The organism is Enorma timonensis (genome assembly GCF_000321165.1).
Classification (GTDB): Bacteria; Actinomycetota; Coriobacteriia; order Coriobacteriales; family Coriobacteriaceae; genus Enorma.
On record NZ_CAPF01000061.1, the window covers coordinates 57,320 to 77,968 of the forward strand.

Annotated in this window: 22 protein-coding genes; 7 read left to right on the forward strand and 15 right to left on the reverse strand. The window is 64.4% G+C overall.

Annotated elements, in window-relative coordinates:
• Positions 1 to 32: 32 nt before the first annotated feature.
• The 4 genes from BN423_RS07170 to BN423_RS07185 are packed head-to-tail and all read right to left on the reverse strand — an operon-like array spanning position 33 to position 4,187.
• Positions 33 to 419: a YbaN family protein gene (locus BN423_RS07170; protein ID WP_019239581.1), complete on the reverse strand. Its 387-nt coding sequence runs from the start codon at positions 417 to 419 to the stop codon at positions 33 to 35.
• Positions 419 to 793 (reverse strand): nitrous oxide-stimulated promoter family protein, encoded by a 375-nt coding sequence (locus tag BN423_RS07175; protein ID WP_019239582.1) that lies wholly within the window; start codon positions 791 to 793, stop codon positions 419 to 421. Before BN423_RS07175 ends, BN423_RS07170 begins: the two co-directional genes overlap by 1 nt.
• Entirely contained in the window at positions 793 to 2,442 is a 1,650-nt protein-coding gene (gene cydC, locus BN423_RS07180) for a thiol reductant ABC exporter subunit CydC (protein ID WP_288737270.1), read from the reverse strand. The genes BN423_RS07175 and cydC overlap by 1 nt, the downstream gene beginning before the upstream one ends.
• Complete coding sequence (locus BN423_RS07185) at positions 2,439 to 4,187, reverse strand: ABC transporter ATP-binding protein/permease (protein WP_019239584.1); 1,749 nt, start codon at positions 4,185 to 4,187, stop codon at positions 2,439 to 2,441. Before BN423_RS07185 ends, cydC begins: the two co-directional genes overlap by 4 nt.
• Positions 4,188 to 4,469: 282 nt before the next feature.
• Here BN423_RS07185 and BN423_RS07190 point away from each other — a divergent pair, with 282 nt between their 5' ends.
• Together BN423_RS07190 and BN423_RS07195 are read left to right on the forward strand one after the other, a co-directional pair.
• On the forward strand, positions 4,470 to 5,084 hold the full coding sequence (locus tag BN423_RS07190; RefSeq protein ID WP_019239585.1) for a TetR/AcrR family transcriptional regulator: 615 nt from the start codon (positions 4,470 to 4,472) through the stop codon (positions 5,082 to 5,084).
• 152 nt (positions 5,085 to 5,236) lie between these two features.
• Positions 5,237 to 7,126, forward strand: coding sequence for an oleate hydratase (locus BN423_RS07195; protein ID WP_019239586.1), 1,890 nt, complete (start codon positions 5,237 to 5,239; stop codon positions 7,124 to 7,126).
• Positions 7,127 to 7,341: 215 nt separating this feature from the next.
• On the opposite strand, the gene BN423_RS07200 is transcribed toward BN423_RS07195, so the two are convergent.
• From BN423_RS07200 to BN423_RS11855, 8 genes are all read right to left on the reverse strand, one after another.
• Positions 7,342 to 8,019 (reverse strand): response regulator transcription factor, encoded by a 678-nt coding sequence (locus tag BN423_RS07200; protein WP_019239587.1) that lies wholly within the window; start codon positions 8,017 to 8,019, stop codon positions 7,342 to 7,344.
• Complete coding sequence (locus BN423_RS07205; protein ID WP_019239588.1) at positions 8,016 to 9,239, reverse strand: sensor histidine kinase; 1,224 nt, start codon at positions 9,237 to 9,239, stop codon at positions 8,016 to 8,018. Before BN423_RS07205 ends, BN423_RS07200 begins: the two co-directional genes overlap by 4 nt.
• A gap of 193 nt (positions 9,240 to 9,432) precedes the next feature.
• Positions 9,433 to 9,738 (reverse strand): YxeA family protein, encoded by a 306-nt coding sequence (locus tag BN423_RS07215; RefSeq protein WP_019239590.1) that lies wholly within the window; start codon positions 9,736 to 9,738, stop codon positions 9,433 to 9,435.
• 22 nt (positions 9,739 to 9,760) lie between these two features.
• Positions 9,761 to 10,501 carry an ABC transporter permease gene (locus BN423_RS07220; protein WP_019239591.1) on the reverse strand — a complete coding sequence of 247 codons (741 nt, stop codon included), beginning with the start codon at positions 10,499 to 10,501 and terminating at the stop codon, positions 9,761 to 9,763.
• Between the two features lies 1 nt (position 10,502).
• Positions 10,503 to 11,303: an ABC transporter permease gene (locus BN423_RS07225; protein WP_019239592.1), complete on the reverse strand. Its 801-nt coding sequence runs from the start codon at positions 11,301 to 11,303 to the stop codon at positions 10,503 to 10,505.
• Positions 11,300 to 12,313, reverse strand: a complete 1,014-nt coding sequence (locus tag BN423_RS07230; RefSeq protein WP_232385534.1) for an ABC transporter ATP-binding protein — start codon at positions 12,311 to 12,313, stop codon at positions 11,300 to 11,302. The genes BN423_RS07225 and BN423_RS07230 overlap by 4 nt, the downstream gene beginning before the upstream one ends.
• Positions 12,314 to 12,492: 179 nt before the next feature.
• On the reverse strand, positions 12,493 to 13,443 hold the full coding sequence (locus tag BN423_RS07235) for an alpha/beta hydrolase (RefSeq protein WP_019239594.1): 951 nt from the start codon (positions 13,441 to 13,443) through the stop codon (positions 12,493 to 12,495).
• A gap of 32 nt (positions 13,444 to 13,475) precedes the next feature.
• A complete protein-coding gene (locus BN423_RS11855; RefSeq protein WP_019239595.1) occupies positions 13,476 to 13,610 on the reverse strand; it encodes a hypothetical protein in 135 nt (44 codons plus the stop codon).
• A 163-nt stretch (positions 13,611 to 13,773) separates the two neighbouring features.
• Between BN423_RS11855 and BN423_RS07245 the strand changes: the two genes are divergently transcribed.
• Genes BN423_RS07245 through BN423_RS07255 form a run of 3 tightly spaced genes read left to right on the forward strand, consistent with a single transcriptional unit; the run spans position 13,774 to position 14,807 of the window.
• On the forward strand, positions 13,774 to 14,286 hold the full coding sequence (locus tag BN423_RS07245) for a TetR/AcrR family transcriptional regulator (protein WP_026089038.1): 513 nt from the start codon (positions 13,774 to 13,776) through the stop codon (positions 14,284 to 14,286).
• Entirely contained in the window at positions 14,217 to 14,459 is a 243-nt protein-coding gene (locus BN423_RS11885) for a TetR-like C-terminal domain-containing protein (RefSeq protein ID WP_332306271.1), read from the forward strand. The genes BN423_RS07245 and BN423_RS11885 overlap by 70 nt, the downstream gene beginning before the upstream one ends.
• A complete protein-coding gene (locus BN423_RS07255) occupies positions 14,460 to 14,807 on the forward strand; it encodes an MFS transporter (RefSeq protein ID WP_019239598.1) in 348 nt (115 codons plus the stop codon). It abuts the gene before it with no gap.
• A 9-nt stretch (positions 14,808 to 14,816) separates the two neighbouring features.
• Here the strand turns inward: BN423_RS07255 and BN423_RS07260 are convergent, their stop codons facing one another.
• A complete protein-coding gene (locus BN423_RS07260; protein WP_019239599.1) occupies positions 14,817 to 16,046 on the reverse strand; it encodes a hypothetical protein in 1,230 nt (409 codons plus the stop codon).
• 286 nt (positions 16,047 to 16,332) lie between these two features.
• Entirely contained in the window at positions 16,333 to 17,319 is a 987-nt protein-coding gene (guaA, locus tag BN423_RS10790; RefSeq protein ID WP_019239600.1) for a glutamine-hydrolyzing GMP synthase, read from the reverse strand.
• Positions 17,320 to 17,501: 182 nt separating this feature from the next.
• Between guaA and BN423_RS07270 the strand changes: the two genes are divergently transcribed.
• Positions 17,502 to 17,792, forward strand: a complete 291-nt coding sequence (locus BN423_RS07270; RefSeq protein WP_019239601.1) for a hypothetical protein — start codon at positions 17,502 to 17,504, stop codon at positions 17,790 to 17,792.
• 86 nt (positions 17,793 to 17,878) lie between these two features.
• On the opposite strand, the gene BN423_RS07275 is transcribed toward BN423_RS07270, so the two are convergent.
• Positions 17,879 to 18,760 carry a LysR family transcriptional regulator gene (locus tag BN423_RS07275; RefSeq protein WP_019239602.1) on the reverse strand — a complete coding sequence of 294 codons (882 nt, stop codon included), beginning with the start codon at positions 18,758 to 18,760 and terminating at the stop codon, positions 17,879 to 17,881.
• 130 nt (positions 18,761 to 18,890) lie between these two features.
• Between BN423_RS07275 and BN423_RS07280 the strand changes: the two genes are divergently transcribed.
• Positions 18,891 to 20,648 carry an ABC transporter ATP-binding protein gene (locus BN423_RS07280; RefSeq protein WP_019239603.1) on the forward strand — a complete coding sequence of 586 codons (1,758 nt, stop codon included), beginning with the start codon at positions 18,891 to 18,893 and terminating at the stop codon, positions 20,646 to 20,648.
• Position 20,649 lies beyond the last annotated feature (1 nt).

A 20,649-nucleotide genomic window follows, 5' to 3' on the forward strand; every position in this document is an offset into this window, starting at 1 on the left:
GAACACGTCCCCAACCAACCCCAACCAACCCCCTACTCGGCGGCGGCGGGGCGGCGGGTCTTCACGCCGAAGCAAAAGTAGAGGATGTGGAAGATCCACACGCAGAGCAGCACGAGCTGGCCCAGGCGCACCGCGTGCATCATGACGAAGCCGATGGACATGAGGATGGTCACGGTCACCATCACGCGGATCTTCGTCGCCCAGTCCATCCCCTTGCCCGAGACGAAGCCCTCGAGGTTCTTCCGGTAGAGCGCGGTGCCCGTGAACCACGTGTGCAACCGCTCGGAGCTCTTGGCGAAACAGTACGCGGAGAGCATCAGGAACGGGAACGCCGGCAGCAACGGCACCACCGCGCCGATGGCCCCCAGCACGAGCCCGATGCAACCCACCACGATCAGCAGAACCTTCTTGACGTTCATCACGCCTCCTCGTTTCCCATCCTCCGGGCCTCAGCCCTGGTCTCGTACACATGCCGCAGCGCCGCCACGGGGTGATGGAAGATCATCCGCGGGCCGGCGAAGCGCATGACTTCCCGGATCCTCTCGCGCATCGCGGGCCTATAGCAGTGCACCCGGCAGTTGGAGCAGAACGTCTTCTCCTCCATGAACGGGCAGCGGTCGCTACGTCGGCGCGCGTACGCGGCGAGCTCGGCGCACTCCGGGCAGAGCTCGCCGCCGCGCGTCCCGTGCTTGGCACGGCACCACAGCGCGATCATCTCGCCCACCATGCGCTTCTCGCGCTCCCGCTTGGCGCGCACGCGCGGCGAGTCGCTTCGGTTGCGCGCGGCGCCCATCAGCACACCCTCCCCTGCTCGACCGAGACCACCTCGTCGGCGATGCGCATCGTCGAGGCGCGGTGCGAGACGAGCAGCACGGTCCTGCCCTCCCGCTCGCGCGCGAGCGCGCGCAGGATCACCGCCTCGTTCAGGCTGTCGAGGTTGCTCGTCGGCTCGTCGAGCAGCATGAACGGCGCATCGCGCAGAAAGGCGCGGGCGAGGCCGATTCGCTGGCGCTCGCCGCCGGAGAGCGCGTCGCCGAGCTCCCCCGCGGGCGTGTCGTAGCCCTGGGGCAGCGAGCAGATGAAATCGTGCAGGGACGCCTTGCGGCACGCCTCCTCGACCTCCTCGTCCGTCGCGTCGAGCTTGGCGATCCGCAGGTTCTCCCTAATGCTGTCCCGGAAGAGGTGGGTTTCCTGCGTGACGAAGGACTCGAGCGCGCGCAGGTTCGCGGTGTTCACGTCCGACACGCTCCTGCCCGAGACCTCGACCAACCCCGCCGCGGGCTCCCAGAAGCGCATGAAGAGCTTGAGCAGCGTGGACTTGCCGCTGCCGCTCCGCCCGGTGATGCCGACGATCTTCCCCTCGGGCGCCTCGAGCGTGATGCCGTCGAGCACCGGCTCGCCGTCGTAGGAGAAGGCCACGCCGCGCGCCGCCGCGCCGGCAAAACCCGTGTGCGCGCGGCCGTGCACGTCCTCGACCTGCGGCTCCTCATCCAGGATGTCGAGCACGCGGTTGCCCGCCGCGAACGTCGCCTGCAGCGTGCTCCCCAGGTTCGCGAGCGCGATCACCGGGCCGAACGAGCCCATGAGCGCAACGGTGGGGACAAGCACGCCGGCGAGCGGCGCCGCGCCGGGCGCGAGCCATGCGGCGAGCAGGAGCATCCCCACATCGAGCAGCAGGACGCCCGCGCTCGAGACCGCGGCGTTCCTGCCCGCGACGCGCTTCAGGCGCGCCTCGTCCGCGGTGAGGGCGTCCGTCCGCGCGCGCAGCTCCTCCAGACGCGTGTCGCCCTGGTCGTACTGCAGGATCTCGTCGAGCCCGCGCAGGCTGTCGAGGACGAACCCCGAGAGCTCGCCCGAGCGCGTGCGGAAGCGCAGGCCGTCGTCGCCTGCCGCGCGCGAGGCCAGCCACGGCTGCACGATGCCCACGAGCGCGTACGAAAGCGCCGCATACGCACCCAGGACCGGGTTGAACGACCCGATGAACGCCACGAGAATCGCGCAGAACGCGAGCGCGATGAGCGCGGGCGAGATGGTATGCGCGTAGAACACCTCGAGCAGCTCGATGTCGGAGGTGATCACGGAGATGAGCTCGCCCTTGCCGCGCCCCTCGAGCTTGGCCGGGGCAAGGCGGCGCAGCGCCCGGAACACGCGGTCGCGGATGAGCGCGAGCAGCTTGAAGGCGATGAAGTGGTTGCACGCCTGCTCGCCGTAGCGCAGGATGCCGCGCGCCACCGCGCAGAGCGCCATCGCGGCCACGATGCCCGTAAGCGGCAGCGCCGCCTCCCCCAGAACGGAGAGCACGCCGTATGCGCCGAGCACGGTGAGCGCCGTGGCGCACAGGTGCCCAGCGAGCCCGAGCGCCACCGCGAGCGCCATGTACCCCGCGAGCGGGCGCACCAGGCCCACGAGCCGTGCCATCACACCGATACCGGTCCTTCTCATGCGGCGACCTCCTCAGTCCCGAAGTTCTCAAGTTCCTGCTGGGCGCCCCACAGCATGGCGTAGGCGCCGCCGCGGGCGACGAGCTCGTCATGGGTGCCGCGCTCGGCCACGGAGCCGGCATCGAGCACCACGATCTGGTCCGCCGCGCGCACGTTGGCCAGGCGGTGCGAGATGAGCAGCACCGTCCGGTCGCGCGCCAGGTCTCCGATGACCGCCATGATGGCGTCCTCGCTCTCCACGTCCACGTTCGAGGCGGCCTCGTCGAAGATGTAGACGCGGCTGTCGTGCAAGAGCGCGCGGGCGAGCGCGAGGCGCTGGCGCTGGCCGCCGGAGAGGTTCGACGCCTGCTCGGCGAGGCGCGTGTCGAGCCCCTCGCCCGCGCGCAGGAAGCCGGCGAGCCGTGTGGCCTCGAGCGCCCGCCAGAGCTCGTCGTCGGTGGCGTCCGGCTTGGCGGCGAGCAGGTTCTCGCGCACCGTGCCGCGGAACAGGTAGCCCGCATGGCCCACGTAGGTGACCTGGCGCATGAGGTCGGCCGGGTCGAGCTCGGAAAGCTCCATGCCGCCCACGGTGACGGAGCCCGTGTAGCCGCGGTTCCTGCCCATGAGCACCGAGGCGAGCGTCGACTTGCCGCAGCCGCTCTCGCCCACGATCGCCGTGAACGACCCCTCGGGAACCATGAGGTCCACATCGGCGAGCGCGGGCCGCGCGGCACCCTCGCCCTGGTAGGTGAAGCCGAGTCCCGCGATGCGCAGGTCCGCGCGCGCCGGCATGGGCGCCGTGCCCCGCACGGGTTCCTCGGCATCGAGCAGGCGGAAGATCTTGTCGCTCGCCGCCATGCCGTTCATGGCGATGTGGAAAAACGACCCCAGCTGGCGCATGGGCAGGAAGTAGTCGGCCGCGAGCAGCATGATCATGAGGCAGCCGGTGAGCCCGACCGCGCCCGACTGGAGCTGGAAGAGCCCCACCGCGATGCCCGCCGCCGCGCCGCCATAGGCCACGATGTCCATGATGGCGATGGAGTTGAGCTGCATGACGAGCACGCGCATGGTGATGCGCCGGAACTCCTCCGCCCGTTCGTTCATCTCGCGCTGCTTCATCTCGTCCGCGCCGTAGACCTTGAGAGTCGTGAGGCCCTGGAGGTTCTCGAGGAACGTGTCGCCGAGCGCCGTGTAGCTCCCCCAGTACTTGGAGAGCAGGCGCTTCGCCCACGTCTGCACGGCGGCGATGGCGACGGGGATGAGCGGCACGCACACGAGCAGCACCACGGCCGCCGGCAGGCTCACGGGCGCGAGCACCGCGAAGAGCGTGAGCGGCGCGAGCAAGGCGTAGAAGAGCTGCGGCAGGTAGGCGCCGAAGTACGTCTCGAGCTGGTCGACGCCCTCGACGGAAACCTGCACCACCTCCGAGGTGAGCGCGTGCTCGCGGTACGACGGGCCGAGGCGCAGGAGCTTCTCGTAGATGACGGGGCGCAGGCGGCGCTTCACCGCGCTCGAGGCGCGAAAGCTCGCCCACGACGCACCGCTCGTGCACAGGGCGCGCACGGCGATGGCCGCGAGCGCGATGACGGCCAGGGTGACGAGGTCGCCCCGCGTCACCGTGTGTGCGAAAACGCGCCCGAGCACGCGGCAGATCGCCGTGATCAGGCAGATGTTCGCGACGAGGGAGACCCATTGGAAGGCGACGTTCAGCGCGATGTAGCGCCTGCTCTCGGGCACCAGCCCCACGAGCCGCTTGTTGATCATCATGTCTATCCGCTTTCTGGTCATGCGGCCGCGCCCTCATGGCGGCCGCTGCGCCCCAAACGGTTAGACATGGTAAACTATTTCTCGAGAGATTAGAAGGGGCTAACTTTTTGACGGGCAGCATGGGTTGGTTGGGGACGTGTTCCTTTCAACCCCTTTTTTCGGTCGGGGACGCGTTCGCTTCAGCCACCTCCAAAAAAGGGGTTGAAAGGAACACGTCCCCAACCAACCCATTCCCTTCCGCTGCACGGGGTATATGAAGAGAAACGACCGCAGGGAGGGCGCATGTCCAGCCAGCTCACCAAACGCGCGCTCGAGGAATCGCTCAAGCACCTGTTGCTTCAAAAACCGCTGAGCAAGATCACCATCGCCGACATCACCGACGATTGCGGCATCAGCCGCATGACGTTCTACTACCACTTCCAGGACATCTACGACCTGGTCGAATGGGCGTGCGAAGAGGACGCCGCGCGGATCATCGCGGGCAACAAGACCGCCGACACCTGGCAGACCGGCCTGCTCAACATGTTCCTCGCCCTGCAGGACAACAAGCCCTTCGTCCTCAACGTCTACCACAACATGAGCCGCGACCAGATGGAGCGGATCTTCTTCCCCGTGGTGCACGACCTGGTGAAGGGCGTGGTCGACGAGCATGCGGCGGGCAGGCACATCCGCGAGCGGGATAAGGACTTCATCGCGAACTTCTTCGCCCATGCGTTCATCGGGACCGTCCGCGACTGGATCGCCCGGGGCATGAACGACGACCCGCACGCGCTCGTGCAGGGCGTCGCCATCATCTCGGACGGCGCCATCGAGACCGCGCTCGGCCGGCTCGAGATCCCCGGCGGCTACGTCGCGGGAAGCGAGGGCGCGCTTCCGGACGAACCTGCAGCGTCATAGGGTGCATCCCCCGTCAATCTATACAATACCACCGCTTTGATAAGAAACCGTACAGAAGCGCCGCTCTGCTCATGGCGCGCCGGCGCGCGCTGCCCCACCATGGAATGAGACGCATCGGACACGGCCGATGCATGCGTGAGAAAGGTGCAGCCATGTACTATTCAAGCGGAAACTACGAAGCCTTCGCCCGCCCCAAGAAACCCGCGGGCATCGACCATAAGAGCGCCTACATCGTGGGCACGGGTCTGGCGGCGCTCTCCGCCGCGGCCTATCTGGTGCGCGACGCCCAGATGCCGGGCAAGAACATCCACATCTTCGAGAAGGACGACGTGCCCGGCGGCGCCTGCGACGGCCGGAACATCCCCGGCCTCGGCTACGTCATGCGCGGCGGCCGCGAGATGGACAACCACTTCGAGGTGATGTGGGACCTGTTCCGCTCCATCCCCTCCATCGAGACGCCCGGTGTCTCCGTCCTGGACGAGTACTACTGGCTCAACAAGGAAGACCCCAACTACTCGCTCTGCCGCGCCACGAAGGACCGCGGGCACGACGCCGGCTGCGACGGCAAGTTCGGCCTCTCGGACAAGGCCGCCATGGAGATCATGGAGCTCATCTTCACACCCGACGAGAAGCTCTACGACCGCCCCATCACCGATTACTTCGACGATGAGGTGTTCTCCTCCAACTTCTGGATGTACTGGCGCACCATGTTCGCCTTCGAGAACTGGCACTCCGCGCTCGAGATGAAGCTCTACCTCAAGCGCTTCATCCACCACGTGGCGGGGCTGCCGGACTTCTCCGCCCTGCGCTTCACCCGCTACAACCAGTACGAGTCGATGATCCTGCCGCTCGTCGAGTACCTCAAGGCCGCCGGCGTGCAGTTCCACTTCAACACGAAGGTCGAGGACATCCAGTTCTCCATCGGGGGCGGCCAGGGCCCGGAGCGCCCGCGCACCGGCACCGGCCAGGACACCATCCAGCGCATCCAGCAGGTGGCGTTCCCGCGCAACCCCTATAGCACGCCCGTGAAGAAGGTCGCCACGCGCATCGTGCTGAGCGAGCCCGGCGAGGACGGCGCGGCCAACATCACCTCGATCGACCTCACCGAGAACGACCTCGTCTTCATCACCAACGGCGGCTGCGTCGAGAACTCCACCATGGGTGCGCAGGACAAGCCGGCCGCGTGGAAGCCCGACATCATGCCCGGCGGCGGCTGGGACATGTGGCGCCGCATCGCCGCGCAGGATCCCAGCTTCGGGCACCCCGACGCCTTCTGCGGCGACCCCGAGAAGTCCAAGTGGATGAGCGCCACGGTGACGACCTTCGACGGCGAGATCCCACCCTACATCCAGGCCATCTGCAAGCGCGACCCCTTCACCGGCCATGTGGTCACGGGCGGCATCGTGACCTGCACCGATTCCAACTGGCTCATGAGCTGGACGCTCAACCGCCAGCAGCAGTTCCGCGACCAGCCCAAGAACGAGCTGAGCGTCTGGGTGTACGGGCTGTTCCCGGACGAGCCGGGCAACTTCGTGAAGAAGCCCATGCGCGCGTGCACCGGTGAGGAGATCTGCCAGGAGTGGCTCTACCACCTGGGCGTCCCCGAGGAGCGCATCCCCGAGCTCGCCGCGAACCACGCCAACACGGTGCCGGTCATGATGCCCTACATCACGGCGTTCTTCATGCCGCGCGCCGCGGGCGACCGCCCCGACGTGGTGCCCGATGGCGCGGTGAATTTCGCGTTCATCGGCCAGTTCGCCGAGACGCCGCGCGACACCATCTTCACCACCGAGTACTCCATGCGCACCGGCATGGAGGCCGTCTACACGCTCTGCGACGTGGACCGCGGCGTGCCCGAGGTGTGGGGCAGCGTCTTCGACGTGCGCGACCTGCTCATGGCGAGCGTGAAGCTGCGCGACGGCAAGCCCATCACCGACATGAAGCTCGGCCTCATCGAGCGGTTCGCGCTCAAGGAGGTGCTCAAGAAGATCGAGGGCACCGACGTCGAGAACGTCCTGAAGGAGTTCGGCGCCATCCAGTAGGCGAAGCTCTCAATAGCTAGCAATCAGCGCGCGGCGGAACCATCCTCCTCTTCCCGCCGCGCGCTGTGCTGTCTCGAGGTCAAAGCGCGCAGAATCGATGCCCGACCCGTCCCCAAGGCATGGGATGAGTTGGGCATCCTGCTCCGCGCTTCGCCCGTCAACCCACCAGAAATCCGCGCGAATCCTCTTGGCATCGTTCTCGGAGAGCTTCTACGCTATAGCCCCGCGCGGTACCACGAGACGGCGACTTGCGTACGGTCGCGCATGCCCAGCTTAGAGAGAATTCGGGACACCGCTCGCTTGGCGCTGGCAGGCTGAATTACAAGGCGCTCGGCGATCTCACCGTTGGATAGACCGTCGGCGATGAGCGAACAGATCTCACGCTCATGTTCCGTGAGCTGTCGAAAAGCCCGACGCAGGCGCTCGCGCTCCGACCCGGGAACGACCTTGGGAACGTTGCGTTCGAGAACCGCCCGCGTAACGCGCGGGGTGAGCACGGCATCCCCCTCCGCAACGGCGCGAACCGCGTCAATGAGCTCCCGGGATCGGATGTCCTTGAGCAGAAAGCCGGAAGCCCCCGCCTCAAGACCCCCGAACGCATAATCGTCTTCATCGTAGGTCGTGAGAATTAGAACGCGCACATCTGGATGGCGCATGCAGATAATCGCGCAGGCATCGATGCCGTCCATGACAGGCATGCGCACGTCCATGAGCACAACGTCGGGAAGCGAGCGTCCCATCTCCGCCGCTCGATCGATGGCATCAACCGCCTGCTGGCCATCGGGCGCCTGACCCCAGACGCGCAGCGTCGGATCGCGCCGAAGCATAAGGGCGAATCCCAAACGAGTTTCCGCTTGGTCATCGACGATCATCACGTCGATGAAATTACTCATGATCCATCCCCTTCTTTCGCACCCGGTACCACCCCTACACGTGGGACACTCGCCCGAACTTCCCAGCCACCATCGGAAGATGGCCCCGCGAAGAGCATGCCGCCAGCCGTCTCGACGCGCCCGCGCATGCGCGCGATTCCCGTGCCCGCCGTACCGGCCCCTTCTTTCGGGGCTCCGTCGTCACGCACCGCGACCAAACAGGAGCCATCTGCAGCGTGATCCCACGAAACCGTGATACGGCTGGCACGGCGCGCGTGACGCAAAACGTTCGTCACAGCTTCGCGCGTGACCGAAAAGACCAACTCAGCCTGGCCGGAATCACTCGACCGAACTCCGGTTTCGGTAAATGCAACCGTCAGCCCGGTTGACCGAGCGTGCTCGAGCACGGGCCGGATGCTATCCCATGAGCGCGTCTTTCCAAATGTCTCAGCGACAGCGCCTGTCCCATGCAGGGCAGAAATCTGTCGAACCGCGCGACGCGTATCGGCGAGCCCTTCGCGCGCAAGGCTGTTGATACTCGCCACCGCCGCTTCGAGCGTCTCATCTTCGACGGCTCCCATAAGCCCCTCGGAGAGCGCGATGATTGCCGTAAGGTCGTGTCCCACCGAGTCATGCAGCTCGCCGGCGATGCGGCTACGTGCCTCCGCCGCATCGCGCTCGCGCAACGCCTGTTCGCGCGCGCCTCGCTCCTCCTGGAGCTCACGTGCCGCCTGGCGCCTCGTCCACAGCGCGCGGGATACGAGCGCGAGGGCAGCGATGACCAAAAGCCACTCAAGATGCACAAGGGCGAGCGTCTTCTCGCCTGCAAAGTAGACGGGCGCCCAAAACGCGGCAACCGCTACGACCGTTGCCACCACCGCCCGAGCATAATCCGCCCGTGCGATAACGCCGTACAGAAGAACCAAGAGCGGTACGCCCGTGTAGGCACCCCGGTCGACATGCGCGCACGCCGCCGCGCAAGCGCAGGCAACGGGCAATGCTCCAAGGGGATAGCGCTTCCGAAGAAAGACGCACCCGAGGATGGCGACAACGCACCCAATAAGCAGCCATAAGGACGCAGAATCGTAACCACTCGGCAGAAGAGAGACGTATCGAGTGAGGAAGATCGCTTCATGGATCACGCAGGCAACCGGTGCGACGAGCGCCCACTCTTTCGAGCTTTCCCAGCGCTCAACCGCCTGGGAAAAAGCGGCGCGCGCCGAATCGAGCTTGCCACCCATAGCACCACCTCCGTTTCGTCCCATTCTCTCACGCACCCCTTCCGATGACGAGAAGCAGCGTCATCGGAAGGGACTTACAACCTCGAAATTGGCTTCAATCAACTTCTGAAACAGGTTCGTGAAGCACTTGCCTAGCCGCCTCAGGAACATCATCCCAAGGCACTTCCTCCCACCCCCTGACACCTAAGAGCGGCTAGACGTCAAGCCGAAGGTATGCACCGTTACGAAGCTCACGTGTGGTGAAGAAGCTCAGGCTCGCTGTCGACCCATCGTCCCTCACCCCCTCCAAACGATACTCGCAAACCATCTCTTCGCCGAACCTCTGGCGCGTTTCCTCGCTCGTTGGAGTGCATCGCTCGTTATCGACCTGAACGTAGTAGGTTCCGAGGTTCCAGCCAAATGCGTTTCCGAGCTCGCCAAGCGGTCCAGCAAGCACGAAGAGCAGCGCAGCCGCGATTAGGACGATGACGAGCGCACCAGCGCGCCGCGTGTTCCTCATTGGTTTGTCACCTTCCCCAGCATCACATCGTTGCCACGACATCCCGACGCGAGAGCCGTCGACACGCCCATGCGAGGGCGCCTGAGATATATACGGCCGATAGGATCACGATCTGGATGACGCTCGCCATAGACAAATCGACCAGCTCGTTTGAGTTCATACCGGTCTGGAGCAGCGAGTAGGGCCAGATGTTACCGAAACCGGCAACGGTTGCGATAACGCCCGAAACGCCGCCGGCAAGCGCGATGCCAACCGGCGCGGCGAAATTGCGCACAACCATGGAGACGTCAAGCTGGATTGCCACGACCACGAGGGATCCCAGAATTCCGAGCACTACATACTCGGCGATCCGCGCTGCTGGAAACGCTCCGGGTACGCCGATTACCACGCCGCTGCCAACGTAGAACACCACGATCGAAATGAAGGCAAGAAGCGACATCAGCGATCCCACGCAGAACTTAGCAAGGACGAGATCGCGGATCGGAACAGGTTGCACCATGAATTCATTCCAGTTCGAACCCTGATGCTCCTGTCGCCAAAGAAAGGAACACCCCGCACCAAGAAGCGCTGGAAGAAAAAAGTAGCACACGAAAAGCGTCTGTTGAGTCCAAAGGTTCGCCCAACCGGGTGTGATAACCCCAAGGTTCGATTGATAGTTGGCGCAGCCGATGAGGGCGGATACTCCGGGCAACGCCACGAACACGATCCAGATTGGGGCACGGCGGAGTTTTACCAGCTCCGCCCGAATGCAAGAAGCAAGCATGTTAGAGCTCCTTTCTCGCGAAGGCACGCAGAGAAATCACGAACGTCGCAGCTGTGAGCAGGGCAATCAGGGCAAGGTACCCCACAGGCCAGGTGACGGTGCTCCAGGTAATCACTCCCGTTGCGGCGTTATACGACATCCCCACAGTGGACATGAGACCGAAATATGAGCTCGGCACGAATACCGAGATTGCCGGCGGCAGATACATCGAGAAAAGGCCTAGGAACGAAAGCGCGACACCCACGACCAGCGGCACGAATTGGTTGGCAATGAACAGGCAGAGGCACTCCACAACCGTTGCCACGAAAAGGCACACGGCGAGCGTCGAGACCCAGAGCACGAAGCACTCTGACGCTGGAATGGATTGAAAACCAAGACCGCCGCCGATCACCGAGGCCGCTGCAACCTCAACGGTCACCACTACTGCAAGCACAAGAGCGCAGGTGAGCCACTTCGCGCAAAAGAGATCCTCAGCGCGCTCCATGGTGAGAAGCTGCTTCCATGTATTCGCACGGTTCTCCACATCACAGACAGTCGAAGCGACCACGGCGGAGAGTAGCGGGAGAAACACCGCGTTGACCGTGGGCAAGCTGTAGAGCAGCACGCGATAGTCGGTCGTAACCTCCACTTGCCGCGCCGATTGATAGCCAAACCACAAGAGAAGCACACCGAGCATGGCAGCACAGATGAGCCAGAGGTGTTTACGCTTGCTCTTCTCGAACTCGAGAATGACCTGACGCACCATCCCAGGTCGACGCGCGGCAGGCGGGATGATCTGCAGTGCGTCCTTATCGCCCGTCATAACGTCTCCTCCATCCCGGTAATCGCAAGGAAGATGTCCTCGAGCGAGTCTTCATGCTCCTCCATTCGAATGATGCCAACGCCGCGTTCGGCGAGGCACAAGCTCATCCGAGCGGCCACGGCATCGTCTACCGCCTTGATACGTAGGTAGGAGGCATCGTCCGGATCAGCCTGCGCGCCAGATAAGAGCTCAAGCGCATGTGCATTGTCCGTAGTGCGCAGAGCGATCCAGTGCCTGCCGCGGGCATGAAGATCTGCAAGCGGTCCCTGCCACACCATCTGACCTTTGCGGATAATCCCGACATGGTCAGCCATCTGGTCGACTTCGGAAAGCAAGTGGCTGGAAACAACGACGGTCATATCGAACATGCGCGGAAGATCTTTGATGAGGGCGCGAATCTCATGAATGCCCGAGGGATCGAGACCGTTGGTCGGCTCGTCGAGCAAAAGCAAAGGCGGTTTGCCCATGAGCGCAGCAGCGATGCCGAGGCGTTGCCGCATACCGAGCGAGTAGTTCCCAACGCGCTTCCGTCTGAGCGACGGATCGTCAAGACGGACGATTTTCAGCACCTCGTCGATCTCGGACTTGGGTAGGCCTCGCAGCTGGCGCACGATTTCAAGGTTTTCGCGAGCCGTAAGGTGCGGGTAACAGCTTGGACTCTCGATGAGTGAGCCCACATGCCGCAGAACCTCGAGTCGGTTTTTCGGTGTGAGCGGTGTGCCGAGGATCGTTGCCGACCCCTCCGTGGGATGCGCGAGACCAAGAAGCATCTTCATGGTGGTCGACTTGCCGGCGCCATTCGGTCCCAGGAAACCATAAACCGCTCGCTCAGGGACGGCGAGGCTCACACGATCGACCACGCAAGCATCCCCATAGCGTTTGGTGAGCCCCGTTGTGGTCACCGCCATACGGTCGCGGGGCTCAAAAGAAGTGTTCGTGGCGCGCCGCGCGAAACCGGCTCCTCCTCGGCGCGGCTCGGACGATATGCCCAGCCGCTCGACGGGATACATGACGCTACCTACCATCCCGATTCTCCCTTCTCATACGTTGCGGTACGCCGCCATTGTGCTCGCGACGAAGGGAGAAGCTGGATTCACAAAGGCGATTGGCATCCCAGGGTGACAGGAGGCAGACGATGCCGCCATCTTCAAGGGCGAGAACCGAAACGATATACCCGAACCGCCGCGCGCTACTCCACCGGCAGGTACGTGTCGAGGTACTGTTCGACCGTCTCCATCCACTGCCGGTACACGGCGTTATCGTTCTGCAGACCATGGCCGGAGTGGGGGCACTCAAAGTAGCGGTAGTCCACGCCGTTCTCCTCGAGCGCGGCCTTGAGGCGCAGGGACGCCTTGAACGGCTGGACGCGGTCGTGCGTGCCATAGGCAACCACGGTCGCCGGCGCATTCGGCGCGACCCAATCAGCCGCGGAGATGGGCTTCACGCGCTCAAGGTACGCGCCGCTCTCGACCTCCTCGACCGGGATGAGCTCCCCGAGCATCGCGCTGAACAGGGCTGCGGCGGACTGGCGGCTCTCATCCGTGTTCCGGTCGAGCCCGTAGTTGTCCCAGTCCTCCGTGTGGAAGCAGGACGGGCCGACCGCCCCGAAGGTGAGGACGACGGGCACGGGCGCGTCCGCCGCGTCGCGATAGGCGTAGAGCATGGCGAGGGTGTGCCCGGCGGATCCGCCCGCGATGGCCATCTTGTCGATTGAGTAGCCTGCCTGTGCGGCCGCCTCGACCACCCGCGGGATGGCGGCCTTGATCTCGTTGGATTGCGTGAGGACGCTCGCGCTGTTGGTCTCGGTGCGCAGCGTGTAGTTGATGCCGCAGGCGACGTAGCCCTTGCTGCAGAGCCACGCGAGCGTTCCCTCGTCATCGCTCTTGTCGCCCGAGGTGAAGCCGCCCGCGTGGAGGTAGACCACGAGGCCATAGTGCTCCTTGGTATCGTCCTTCGGCAGGTAGAGGTCGAACGTGTTGGCCTCGCCGTCGCCGTAGGGGATGTCCACCTTCCGCGTGCCGAGCTCGTCGCTCCAGGTGACGCTGTACGCCTGCGCCCATGCGGGCTTGATGACGAACTTCGACGCGACGCCGCCGATGAAGGCGACGACGAAGATCAAGATCCCGATTCCCACCGACATGGCGCGCGGCCCCTTTCCTTTCGTTGTGCGGCTCATAGGAAGTTTCCTCCGAACAGCGTGCCCCCGAGCAGTAGGTTCAGCACCGCGCGGACTGCGAGCCTGCCGAGGAGGAAGGCGGGGACGGCGATGGCGAGCGCGATGAGCAATCGTTGCTGCATGAGCGTCATGCGGACTCCTTGCGGTCGATGATGGCCGCGGCCGGGGCGGGCGCGGCGCATTGCTGCGTTCTGGTGGTGATACAACTGTTTCAGCGATACAATCGTATCATCGAGCTGCCGAATTGCGATGGAGGGTCACCAAATGGGACAAACCGGGGCGTCTGTATCGCCGATGAGCAACAGGGGACGGAACACGTACGTGCGGACGCACATCACCGCGACGCTGCTGCAGCTGCTACGGGAGCGCCCGCTCGAGGCGATCTCCATCAGCGAAATCTGCTCCCGCGCCGGCGTCGGCCGGGCGTCCTTCTACCGGAATTTCGCCAGCAAGGAAGCCGTGCTTGAGGAACGTGTCCACGAGCTGTTCCAAGATTGGGCGAATACGAGCGAAGGGGGCGCGGGGGTCGCGAGCGCACCGCTGAGCGAGCTGCTGCGGTCGCTCTTCGCCCGGTTCGAGAAGCACCGGGATTTCTACGCGCTGCTCAACGAGCGCGGCCTCATGTTCCTCGTGAAGGATGCCGTCATCGAGCTCTTCGGCCCCAAACCGGAGCAGCCGAAAGAGGAGGCGTACGCGCGCGCCTATTTCGCCTACGCCCTGTACGGCTGGATCGAGGTCTGGTTCCAGCGGGGCATGCGCGAGTCCGCCGAGGAGATCGCGGAGATGTTCCAGCGGCAGGGGCTGTAGCCGGTGCGCGGGGAGGCCGGCGACTCCGTTTGGTGCGCAGCATGCTGCACGGCTTCGCCTCGCTGGAGCACCAGGGGTACCTGAGCCATTTCGATCCCCCGGCGGAGGAGAGCTACCGGTTTGCCATCGACCGCGCCTGCGAGATGCTCGAGCGCGCAGAGGAGCTGAGCTAGATGGGCGCGGCGCGTGAGGATGCCCGCGTGCGCGGGGCGGGAAGGCTCATGATCCCCGTCCTCATGACGGGCGCGTTTCTGGGATCGCTCAGCCAGAACATGCTCGCCTCGGCGCTCGCGGCGATCATCGATGAGTTCGGCGTCAGCGCGCTCGTGGGCCAGTGGCTCACCACGGTCTACCTGCTCATGGTGGGCGTGGTCTCCGCGCTCACCGCGACGCTCTTCCAGCGGGTGCGCACGCGCCGGCTGCTCGAGTGCTCGCTCGCGCTCTTCGCCGCCGGATGCCTCGCGGCCATCGTCGCCCCGTCGTTCTGGACGCTGCTCATCGCGCGCCATCCAATCAGATAGTCCCCTGCGCTACTTTGTATCCGCTAGGAAGATTGGATTGCGGATGGCGGCACGTCGGACGCTTCCATATTCGTCTTTCGCCAGTCTCATTAGTACTTCGTGAGGAGTTGATGGGTTTCCCGCGATGACACTGCGTATGTCGTCGTTCTCGTCGCTTGCGAGGCGCACTATGGCGTCTGGGGGGCAGGAGGGGTTGCCGGCGACAGGCTCGCGAACTCTCCAGTCTCTATCGTCTGCAAAGCGCTCGAGAATCTTCGGAGGGCAAGAGGGGTTGCCGGCGATCGCTAGACAGGTAAGGTAGCCCGCGTCTTTCACAAGATGTTCAAGGATGTCCGGGGGACAGGTGGGGTTGTCGGCAACGGCGAAACGCATATCCTCATCCTGACCTTCGGCAAGGTGCCTGATGACGCTCTGCGGACAGGAGGGGTTGCCGGCGGCTTGTAAGCGTACGGAAGCCTCCTCGTCCTTCAGTAGGCGCATGAGGGCGTTTTGCGGACAGGAGGGGTTAGCGGCGACGCACCAGCGCACGTAATCGTCTTCGTCCTCCGAGAGGCGTACGAGAACGTTCGGTGGACAGACGGGACTGCTGGCAATCCAATTTTGCACATCATAGCAGCGTTCATCTCGCTCTTTCTCGGAGTATTCAAATTCGTCTTCATCCTTCGAAATCATACCGTAGCCATCCGGCGGAAGGGAGGGATTGAAATCGCGAGTTTCATTCATGATTTGATCCCAGTCAAATGCGAGGCACTCGAAGGCGTCCGGCGGAAAAGAAGGATTACGAACAGCAACCTCGGCAGCGTCCTCGTCATAGCTGAACACGAGATACTTGAGAATGTCCGGCGGGCAGGAAGGGTTTTTAGCGAGGTTGTAGTCCAGATAGCCGCCCTTATTTTCTGCGAGTCGCGTGAGGGCGTCTTGCGGGCAGGAGGGGTTACCGGCGACGTGGGCACGAACCCAAGAATCGCTGTCGGTCTCAAGATGCGCGAGAACGTCTTGCGGGCAGGCGGGGTTGCCGGCGACGCCGGCGCGAACCCAAGAATCGCTGTCAATCGCAAGGCGTCTGAGAAGTGTCTTGGGGCATTTGGGGTTTTGAGCGAACGCAGCAATTGTACTGTCTTCGGAGAGGATGTCGGAAAGTATGTCGAAGGCATCTCGAGGAAGCAGCCCGCTTTCGAGTGCCTCAGATAATGCTTCCTTGCGGTAGGCAACCTTGCCACTCGCATCCATTACGTCCATAGCTCTCCCATGCTCTCAACCAGCAAGACTCATACTTCGGCTGCTTGTTTCCGTCTGTCGTTGCTGTCCTTAATTTGAGAACCCCGCACCATTCTTCGCTCTTAAGCTTGCGCACTGCCATTTGCTGTGTTTGCCCATGCGGTGCCACGCTCACTTTCGTGGTGTACTGCAGCTTTCGTTTGGTGAAGATGGTACACCACATACACACCAAAAGAAGGAAACGCCCTGAATCGCAATTGAAACATGGCGTTTGAACTGGTGTTTTATTTAGTACGGGAAAACCATTTTATTCCCACTCTATCGTTCCGATGGGCTTCGGAGTCAGATCGTACGTCACGCGGCAGATGCCCGGCACCTCGGCGAGGATGCGGTCGGTGATGCGCTTCAGGAGCGGCCAATCCAGCTCGGGCACGGTCGCGGTCATGGCGTCGACGGTGTTCACGGCACGGATGATGGCCGGCCACTCGTAGGCGCGCTTGCCGTCGCGCACGCCCGTCGCGCGCATGTCGGGCACCACGACGAAGTACTGCCACACCTTGCCGGCGAGCCCCGCCGCGGAGAACTCCTCGCGCAGGATCGCATCGGCCTCGCGCAGCGCCTCCAGGCGGTCGCGCGTGATGGCGCCCAGGCAGCGCACACCGAGCCCCGGGCCGGGGAACGGCTGGCGCTCCACCATGCTCTCGGGCAGGCCGAGCGCGCGACCCACCTCGCGCACCTCGTCCTTATAGAGCAGGCGCACGGGCTCGACGAGCTCGAACTGCAGGTCGTCCGGCAGGCCGCCCACGTTATGGTGCGCCTTCACTCCGTCGGACTCCACGATGTCCGGGTAGATGGTGCCCTGCGCGAGGAAGTCCACCTCGCCGGCCACCTTGCGTGCTTCCTCCTCGAACACGCGGATGAACTCGGCGCCGATGATCTTGCGCTTGCGCTCGGGCTCCGCCACGCCCTCGAGCAGGGAGAGGAAGCGATCGGTGGCGTCAACGTAGACGAGGTTCGCATCCATCTGGTTCTGGAACACGTCGATGACCTGCTCGGATTCGCCCTTGCGCATGAGGCCGTGGTTCACGTGCACGCAGATGAGCTGCTTGCCCACCGCGCGGATGAGCAGCGCCGCCACCACACTCGAATCCACGCCGCCGGAGAGCGCGAGCAGCACGTTCTTATCGCCGATCTGCGCGCGGCATGCCGCCACCTGCTCGTCGATGAACGCCTGGGCGCGTTCGGGGGTGTTGATGCGCGCCATGTCGTCCGGGCGCTTGTCGGGAAGGTTCATGCGTCGCTCCTTGCTCTCGCGGTGGGGTACCTCCTCCCCCATTCTATCGCGCATGACCTGCATAAAATCGAGGCGTGCGTGAATCATTCTTGGAGCGGTGCGCTGAGCCGCGCGAACGGGCGGGCGCGGGGCAAAATGATAAAAACCAGCCTGTCTGGATTTTATCATGCGGGAGGAAAGCCATGGCGAGCAGGAAACCTTCGGCGCGGGCGAAGCGCGTCGCTGCGTTCAAAGCGGGAGCGGGCGACCTCGATAGCCTCTTCGAGGACGAAAACCGCCGTCGCGACGAGCTGGATGTCGAGCGCGAGCGCGCCCGGCGCGAGAAGGCCTGCGCCTCGAAGATGCGCTATGCCACGCGCGCCGACGCCATGGACGCCATCGCGGCGTGCGAGGAGCACGGCAGGCGCGGCCTCTCCACCTACCGCTGTCCCTACTGCGGCGGCTGGCACCTCACCTCGCATCCGTGGACGTAAGCGGCCCGCCCGCACGCCGCGCCGTCGTTGCACCGCGTCGTGCTGTCGTCGCAAAGCCTGTCCCCAAATGTAGCAAAATGTATCGTTTATAACCCGTCCCTTAATGAAGCGATGTAACGGTCGAGCAGCGCCGGCCTGCGGCCGCGACGCACGCGCACCCCCAGCGTCACCGCGGGCAGCCCCTCGATGGGGATGCAGCGCGCCTCGGGCACGCTGCCCACGGGAATTCCCGCTTGCACCGTAAACGCGACGCCCGCGCGCACGAGGGCAAGGGCGATCTCCGTATTGTAGGCCATCATCACATCGGCTGAAGCGATGTGCCCGGCAGCCGTGCGCTGCAATTCAACAACCGCGGTCGCGCAGTGATGCGGGTCCCCGACCGCCATGCGCCCGCCGCGCGCCAGATCATCGAGCTCGAGCCGATCTGATGCCGCCAAGGGGCTTTCCGTCGAGCACACGCACACGGCCGGGCACTCCGCCAAGCGGTGGAACACCGATGCGCCGTCTGGCTCCCCCGCCGGATTCCGGAATTCCATGACCACATCGACCAGCCCGTCTTCAAGCATCGACCGCAGCATGCTCGAAGGCCCCATGCGGATCACCGGGTCGAACGCCCCGAACTCGTCCATCATCTGCCTGAGCGTCGGGGCGATGATCTGGGCCTCAAGGCCGTCGTGCACGCCGATGCGCAGCTGCCGCTTAGCGGGACGGTGTGCGTGCGCCAGCCGATCCTTCGCCTGCGCCGCGAGCCCCAAGATGTCATCCGCATATGCCAGGAACGCGAAGCCCTCATCGGTCAGGCGCACGGAGCGGGTGTTCCGCACGAGCAGCGTGCAGCCGAGCTCCTCTTCGAGCGAACGAATCTGATGGCTCACCGTGGGCTGGGAGACGTGCAGGTTGTTCGCCGCCTGAGAAAAGTTCAGCGTGTGCGCGACCTCCGTGAAGCACGAGAGCTGCATGGTGTTCATAGTCGACCTCGTATCTTTTGTTATAAACATTTTCTATCAATTATAGAAAATTCAACAATCTGCCAGCAATGTTTTCGGGGAATACTCCATGGGCAATTCATCTGAATAACCACAGGACAGGGGGCAGCGCATGAACGCATTGCTCGCGCCCATGAGGCGCTACCGAAAGGAGGCCGCGCTCGCCGTCACCGGCACGGTGGGCGAGGTGGTGATGGAGGTCTTCCTCCCCTTCATCATGGCTTACATCATCGATGAGGGCGTGGAGGCCGGCAACCTCACCGCCGTGCTCGCCTATGGCGCGGCGATGCTCGTCATGGCCGCGCTCTCGCTCGGCTTCGGCATGATGGCCGGCTATTTCTCGGCCAAGGCGTCGATCGGCTACGGCTGCGAGCTGCGCGAGAAGATCTTCGATAAGGTGCAGACCTACTCCTTCGCCAACATCGACCGCTTCTCCACCGCAGGGCTCGTCACCCGCATGACCACCGACGTCACCAACGTGCAGATGGCCTCGCAGATGCTCATGCGCATCGCCGTGCGCTCGCCCATCATGCTCATCTCGAGTCTCGTGGCGGGCATGGCCATCAGCCTCGACCTCTCTCCGGTCTTCTTCGCGGCGATCATCTTCCTGGCGACCGCCCTGGGCGTCATCGTCGTCTTCTCCACACGCATCTTCAACGTGGTCTTCGACGCCTACGACGACCTCAACGCCAGCGTGCAGGAAAACGTGGCCGCCATCCGCGTGGTCAAGGCGTTCGTGCGCGAGGCCTACGAGAACGAGAAGTTCCGCGCGGCGGCCGACAAGCTCTACCGGCTCTTCGTGCGCGCCGAGGGGCTCGTCGCGCTCAACAACCCCGTCATGATGCTCGCCGTCTACGGGTGCATCATAGCGCTCTCATGGCTGGGCGCCCAGCTCGTGGTGGGCAGCTCCATGACCACCGGCGAGCTCACGAGCCTCTTCTCCTACGTGATGCAGATACTCATGAGCCTCATGATGCTCTCCATGATCGTGGTCATGCTCACGATGAGCCTGGCGAGCGGCCGGCGCATCGCCGAGGCGCTCGACGAGCAGCCCGACATCGCGAACCCGGCCGAAGCCGCGTGCTCGGTCGCGGACGGCTCGATCGACTTCGACCACGTGGGCTTCGCCTACGCCCATGGCGACGGCGAGGACGTGCTCCAGGACATCGACCTGCACATCGCCAGCGGCGAGACCATCGGCATCATCGGCGGCACGGGCTCCGGTAAGTCGAGCCTCGTCTCGCTCGTGAGCCGCCTCTACGATGCCACGGAGGGCACCGTGCGCGTGGGCGGGCTCGACGTGCGCGCCTACGACCTCGAGACCCTGCGCGACGCCGTGGCCGTGGTGCTGCAGAAGAACGTGCTCTTCAGCGGCACCGTGGCCGAGAACCTGCGCTGGGGCGCACCGGACGCCACCGACGAGGAGCTCTGGGCGGCCTGCGACGCCGTGCAGGCGAGCGAGTTCCTGTGCCAGCTGCCCGAGGGGCTCGATGCGCGCGTGGAGCGCGGCGGCGTGAACTTCTCCGGCGGCCAGAAGCAGCGCCTCTGCATCGCGCGCGCCCTGCTCAAGCGCCTGAAGGTGCTCATCCTGGATGACTCGACCTCGGCCGTGGACACCGCCACCGACGCGCGCATCCGCGCGGCATTCGACACCCTTATCCCCGGCACCACCAAGATCATCATCGCCCAGCGCATCTCGAGCGTGGAGCACGCCGACCGCATCGTCGTCATGGACGGCGGGCGCATCGACGGCGTGGGCACGCACGAGGAGCTTCTCGCCACGAACGACATCTACCGCAGCGTCGCCGCATCGCAGGCGGAGGGCACCGGAGACTTCGACATCGCCGCCCCGAGCGCGGCGCAGGACTAGG

Coding starts and splice junctions, on each gene's coding strand:
- BN423_RS07170 (WP_019239581.1), bottom strand. CDS start 419: ATGAACGTCAAGAAGGTTCTGCTGATCGTGGTGGGTTGCATCGGGCTC.
- BN423_RS07175 (WP_019239582.1), bottom strand. CDS start 793: ATGGGCGCCGCGCGCAACCGAAGCGACTCGCCGCGCGTGCGCGCCAAG.
- cydC (WP_288737270.1), bottom strand. CDS start 2,442: ATGAGAAGGACCGGTATCGGTGTGATGGCACGGCTCGTGGGCCTGGTG.
- BN423_RS07185 (WP_019239584.1), bottom strand. CDS start 4,187: ATGATGATCAACAAGCGGCTCGTGGGGCTGGTGCCCGAGAGCAGGCGC.
- BN423_RS07190 (WP_019239585.1), top strand. CDS start 4,470: ATGTCCAGCCAGCTCACCAAACGCGCGCTCGAGGAATCGCTCAAGCAC.
- BN423_RS07195 (WP_019239586.1), top strand. CDS start 5,237: ATGTACTATTCAAGCGGAAACTACGAAGCCTTCGCCCGCCCCAAGAAA.
- BN423_RS07200 (WP_019239587.1), bottom strand. CDS start 8,019: ATGAGTAATTTCATCGACGTGATGATCGTCGATGACCAAGCGGAAACT.
- BN423_RS07205 (WP_019239588.1), bottom strand. CDS start 9,239: ATGGGTGGCAAGCTCGATTCGGCGCGCGCCGCTTTTTCCCAGGCGGTT.
- BN423_RS07215 (WP_019239590.1), bottom strand. CDS start 9,738: ATGAGGAACACGCGGCGCGCTGGTGCGCTCGTCATCGTCCTAATCGCG.
- BN423_RS07220 (WP_019239591.1), bottom strand. CDS start 10,501: ATGCTTGCTTCTTGCATTCGGGCGGAGCTGGTAAAACTCCGCCGTGCC.
- BN423_RS07225 (WP_019239592.1), bottom strand. CDS start 11,303: ATGACGGGCGATAAGGACGCACTGCAGATCATCCCGCCTGCCGCGCGT.
- BN423_RS07230 (WP_232385534.1), bottom strand. CDS start 12,313: ATGTATCCCGTCGAGCGGCTGGGCATATCGTCCGAGCCGCGCCGAGGA.
- BN423_RS07235 (WP_019239594.1), bottom strand. CDS start 13,443: ATGTCGGTGGGAATCGGGATCTTGATCTTCGTCGTCGCCTTCATCGGC.
- BN423_RS11855 (WP_019239595.1), bottom strand. CDS start 13,610: ATGACGCTCATGCAGCAACGATTGCTCATCGCGCTCGCCATCGCCGTC.
- BN423_RS07245 (WP_026089038.1), top strand. CDS start 13,774: ATGAGCAACAGGGGACGGAACACGTACGTGCGGACGCACATCACCGCG.
- BN423_RS07255 (WP_019239598.1), top strand. CDS start 14,460: ATGGGCGCGGCGCGTGAGGATGCCCGCGTGCGCGGGGCGGGAAGGCTC.
- BN423_RS07260 (WP_019239599.1), bottom strand. CDS start 16,046: ATGGACGTAATGGATGCGAGTGGCAAGGTTGCCTACCGCAAGGAAGCA.
- guaA (WP_019239600.1), bottom strand. CDS start 17,319: ATGAACCTTCCCGACAAGCGCCCGGACGACATGGCGCGCATCAACACC.
- BN423_RS07270 (WP_019239601.1), top strand. CDS start 17,502: ATGGCGAGCAGGAAACCTTCGGCGCGGGCGAAGCGCGTCGCTGCGTTC.
- BN423_RS07275 (WP_019239602.1), bottom strand. CDS start 18,760: ATGAACACCATGCAGCTCTCGTGCTTCACGGAGGTCGCGCACACGCTG.
- BN423_RS07280 (WP_019239603.1), top strand. CDS start 18,891: ATGAACGCATTGCTCGCGCCCATGAGGCGCTACCGAAAGGAGGCCGCG.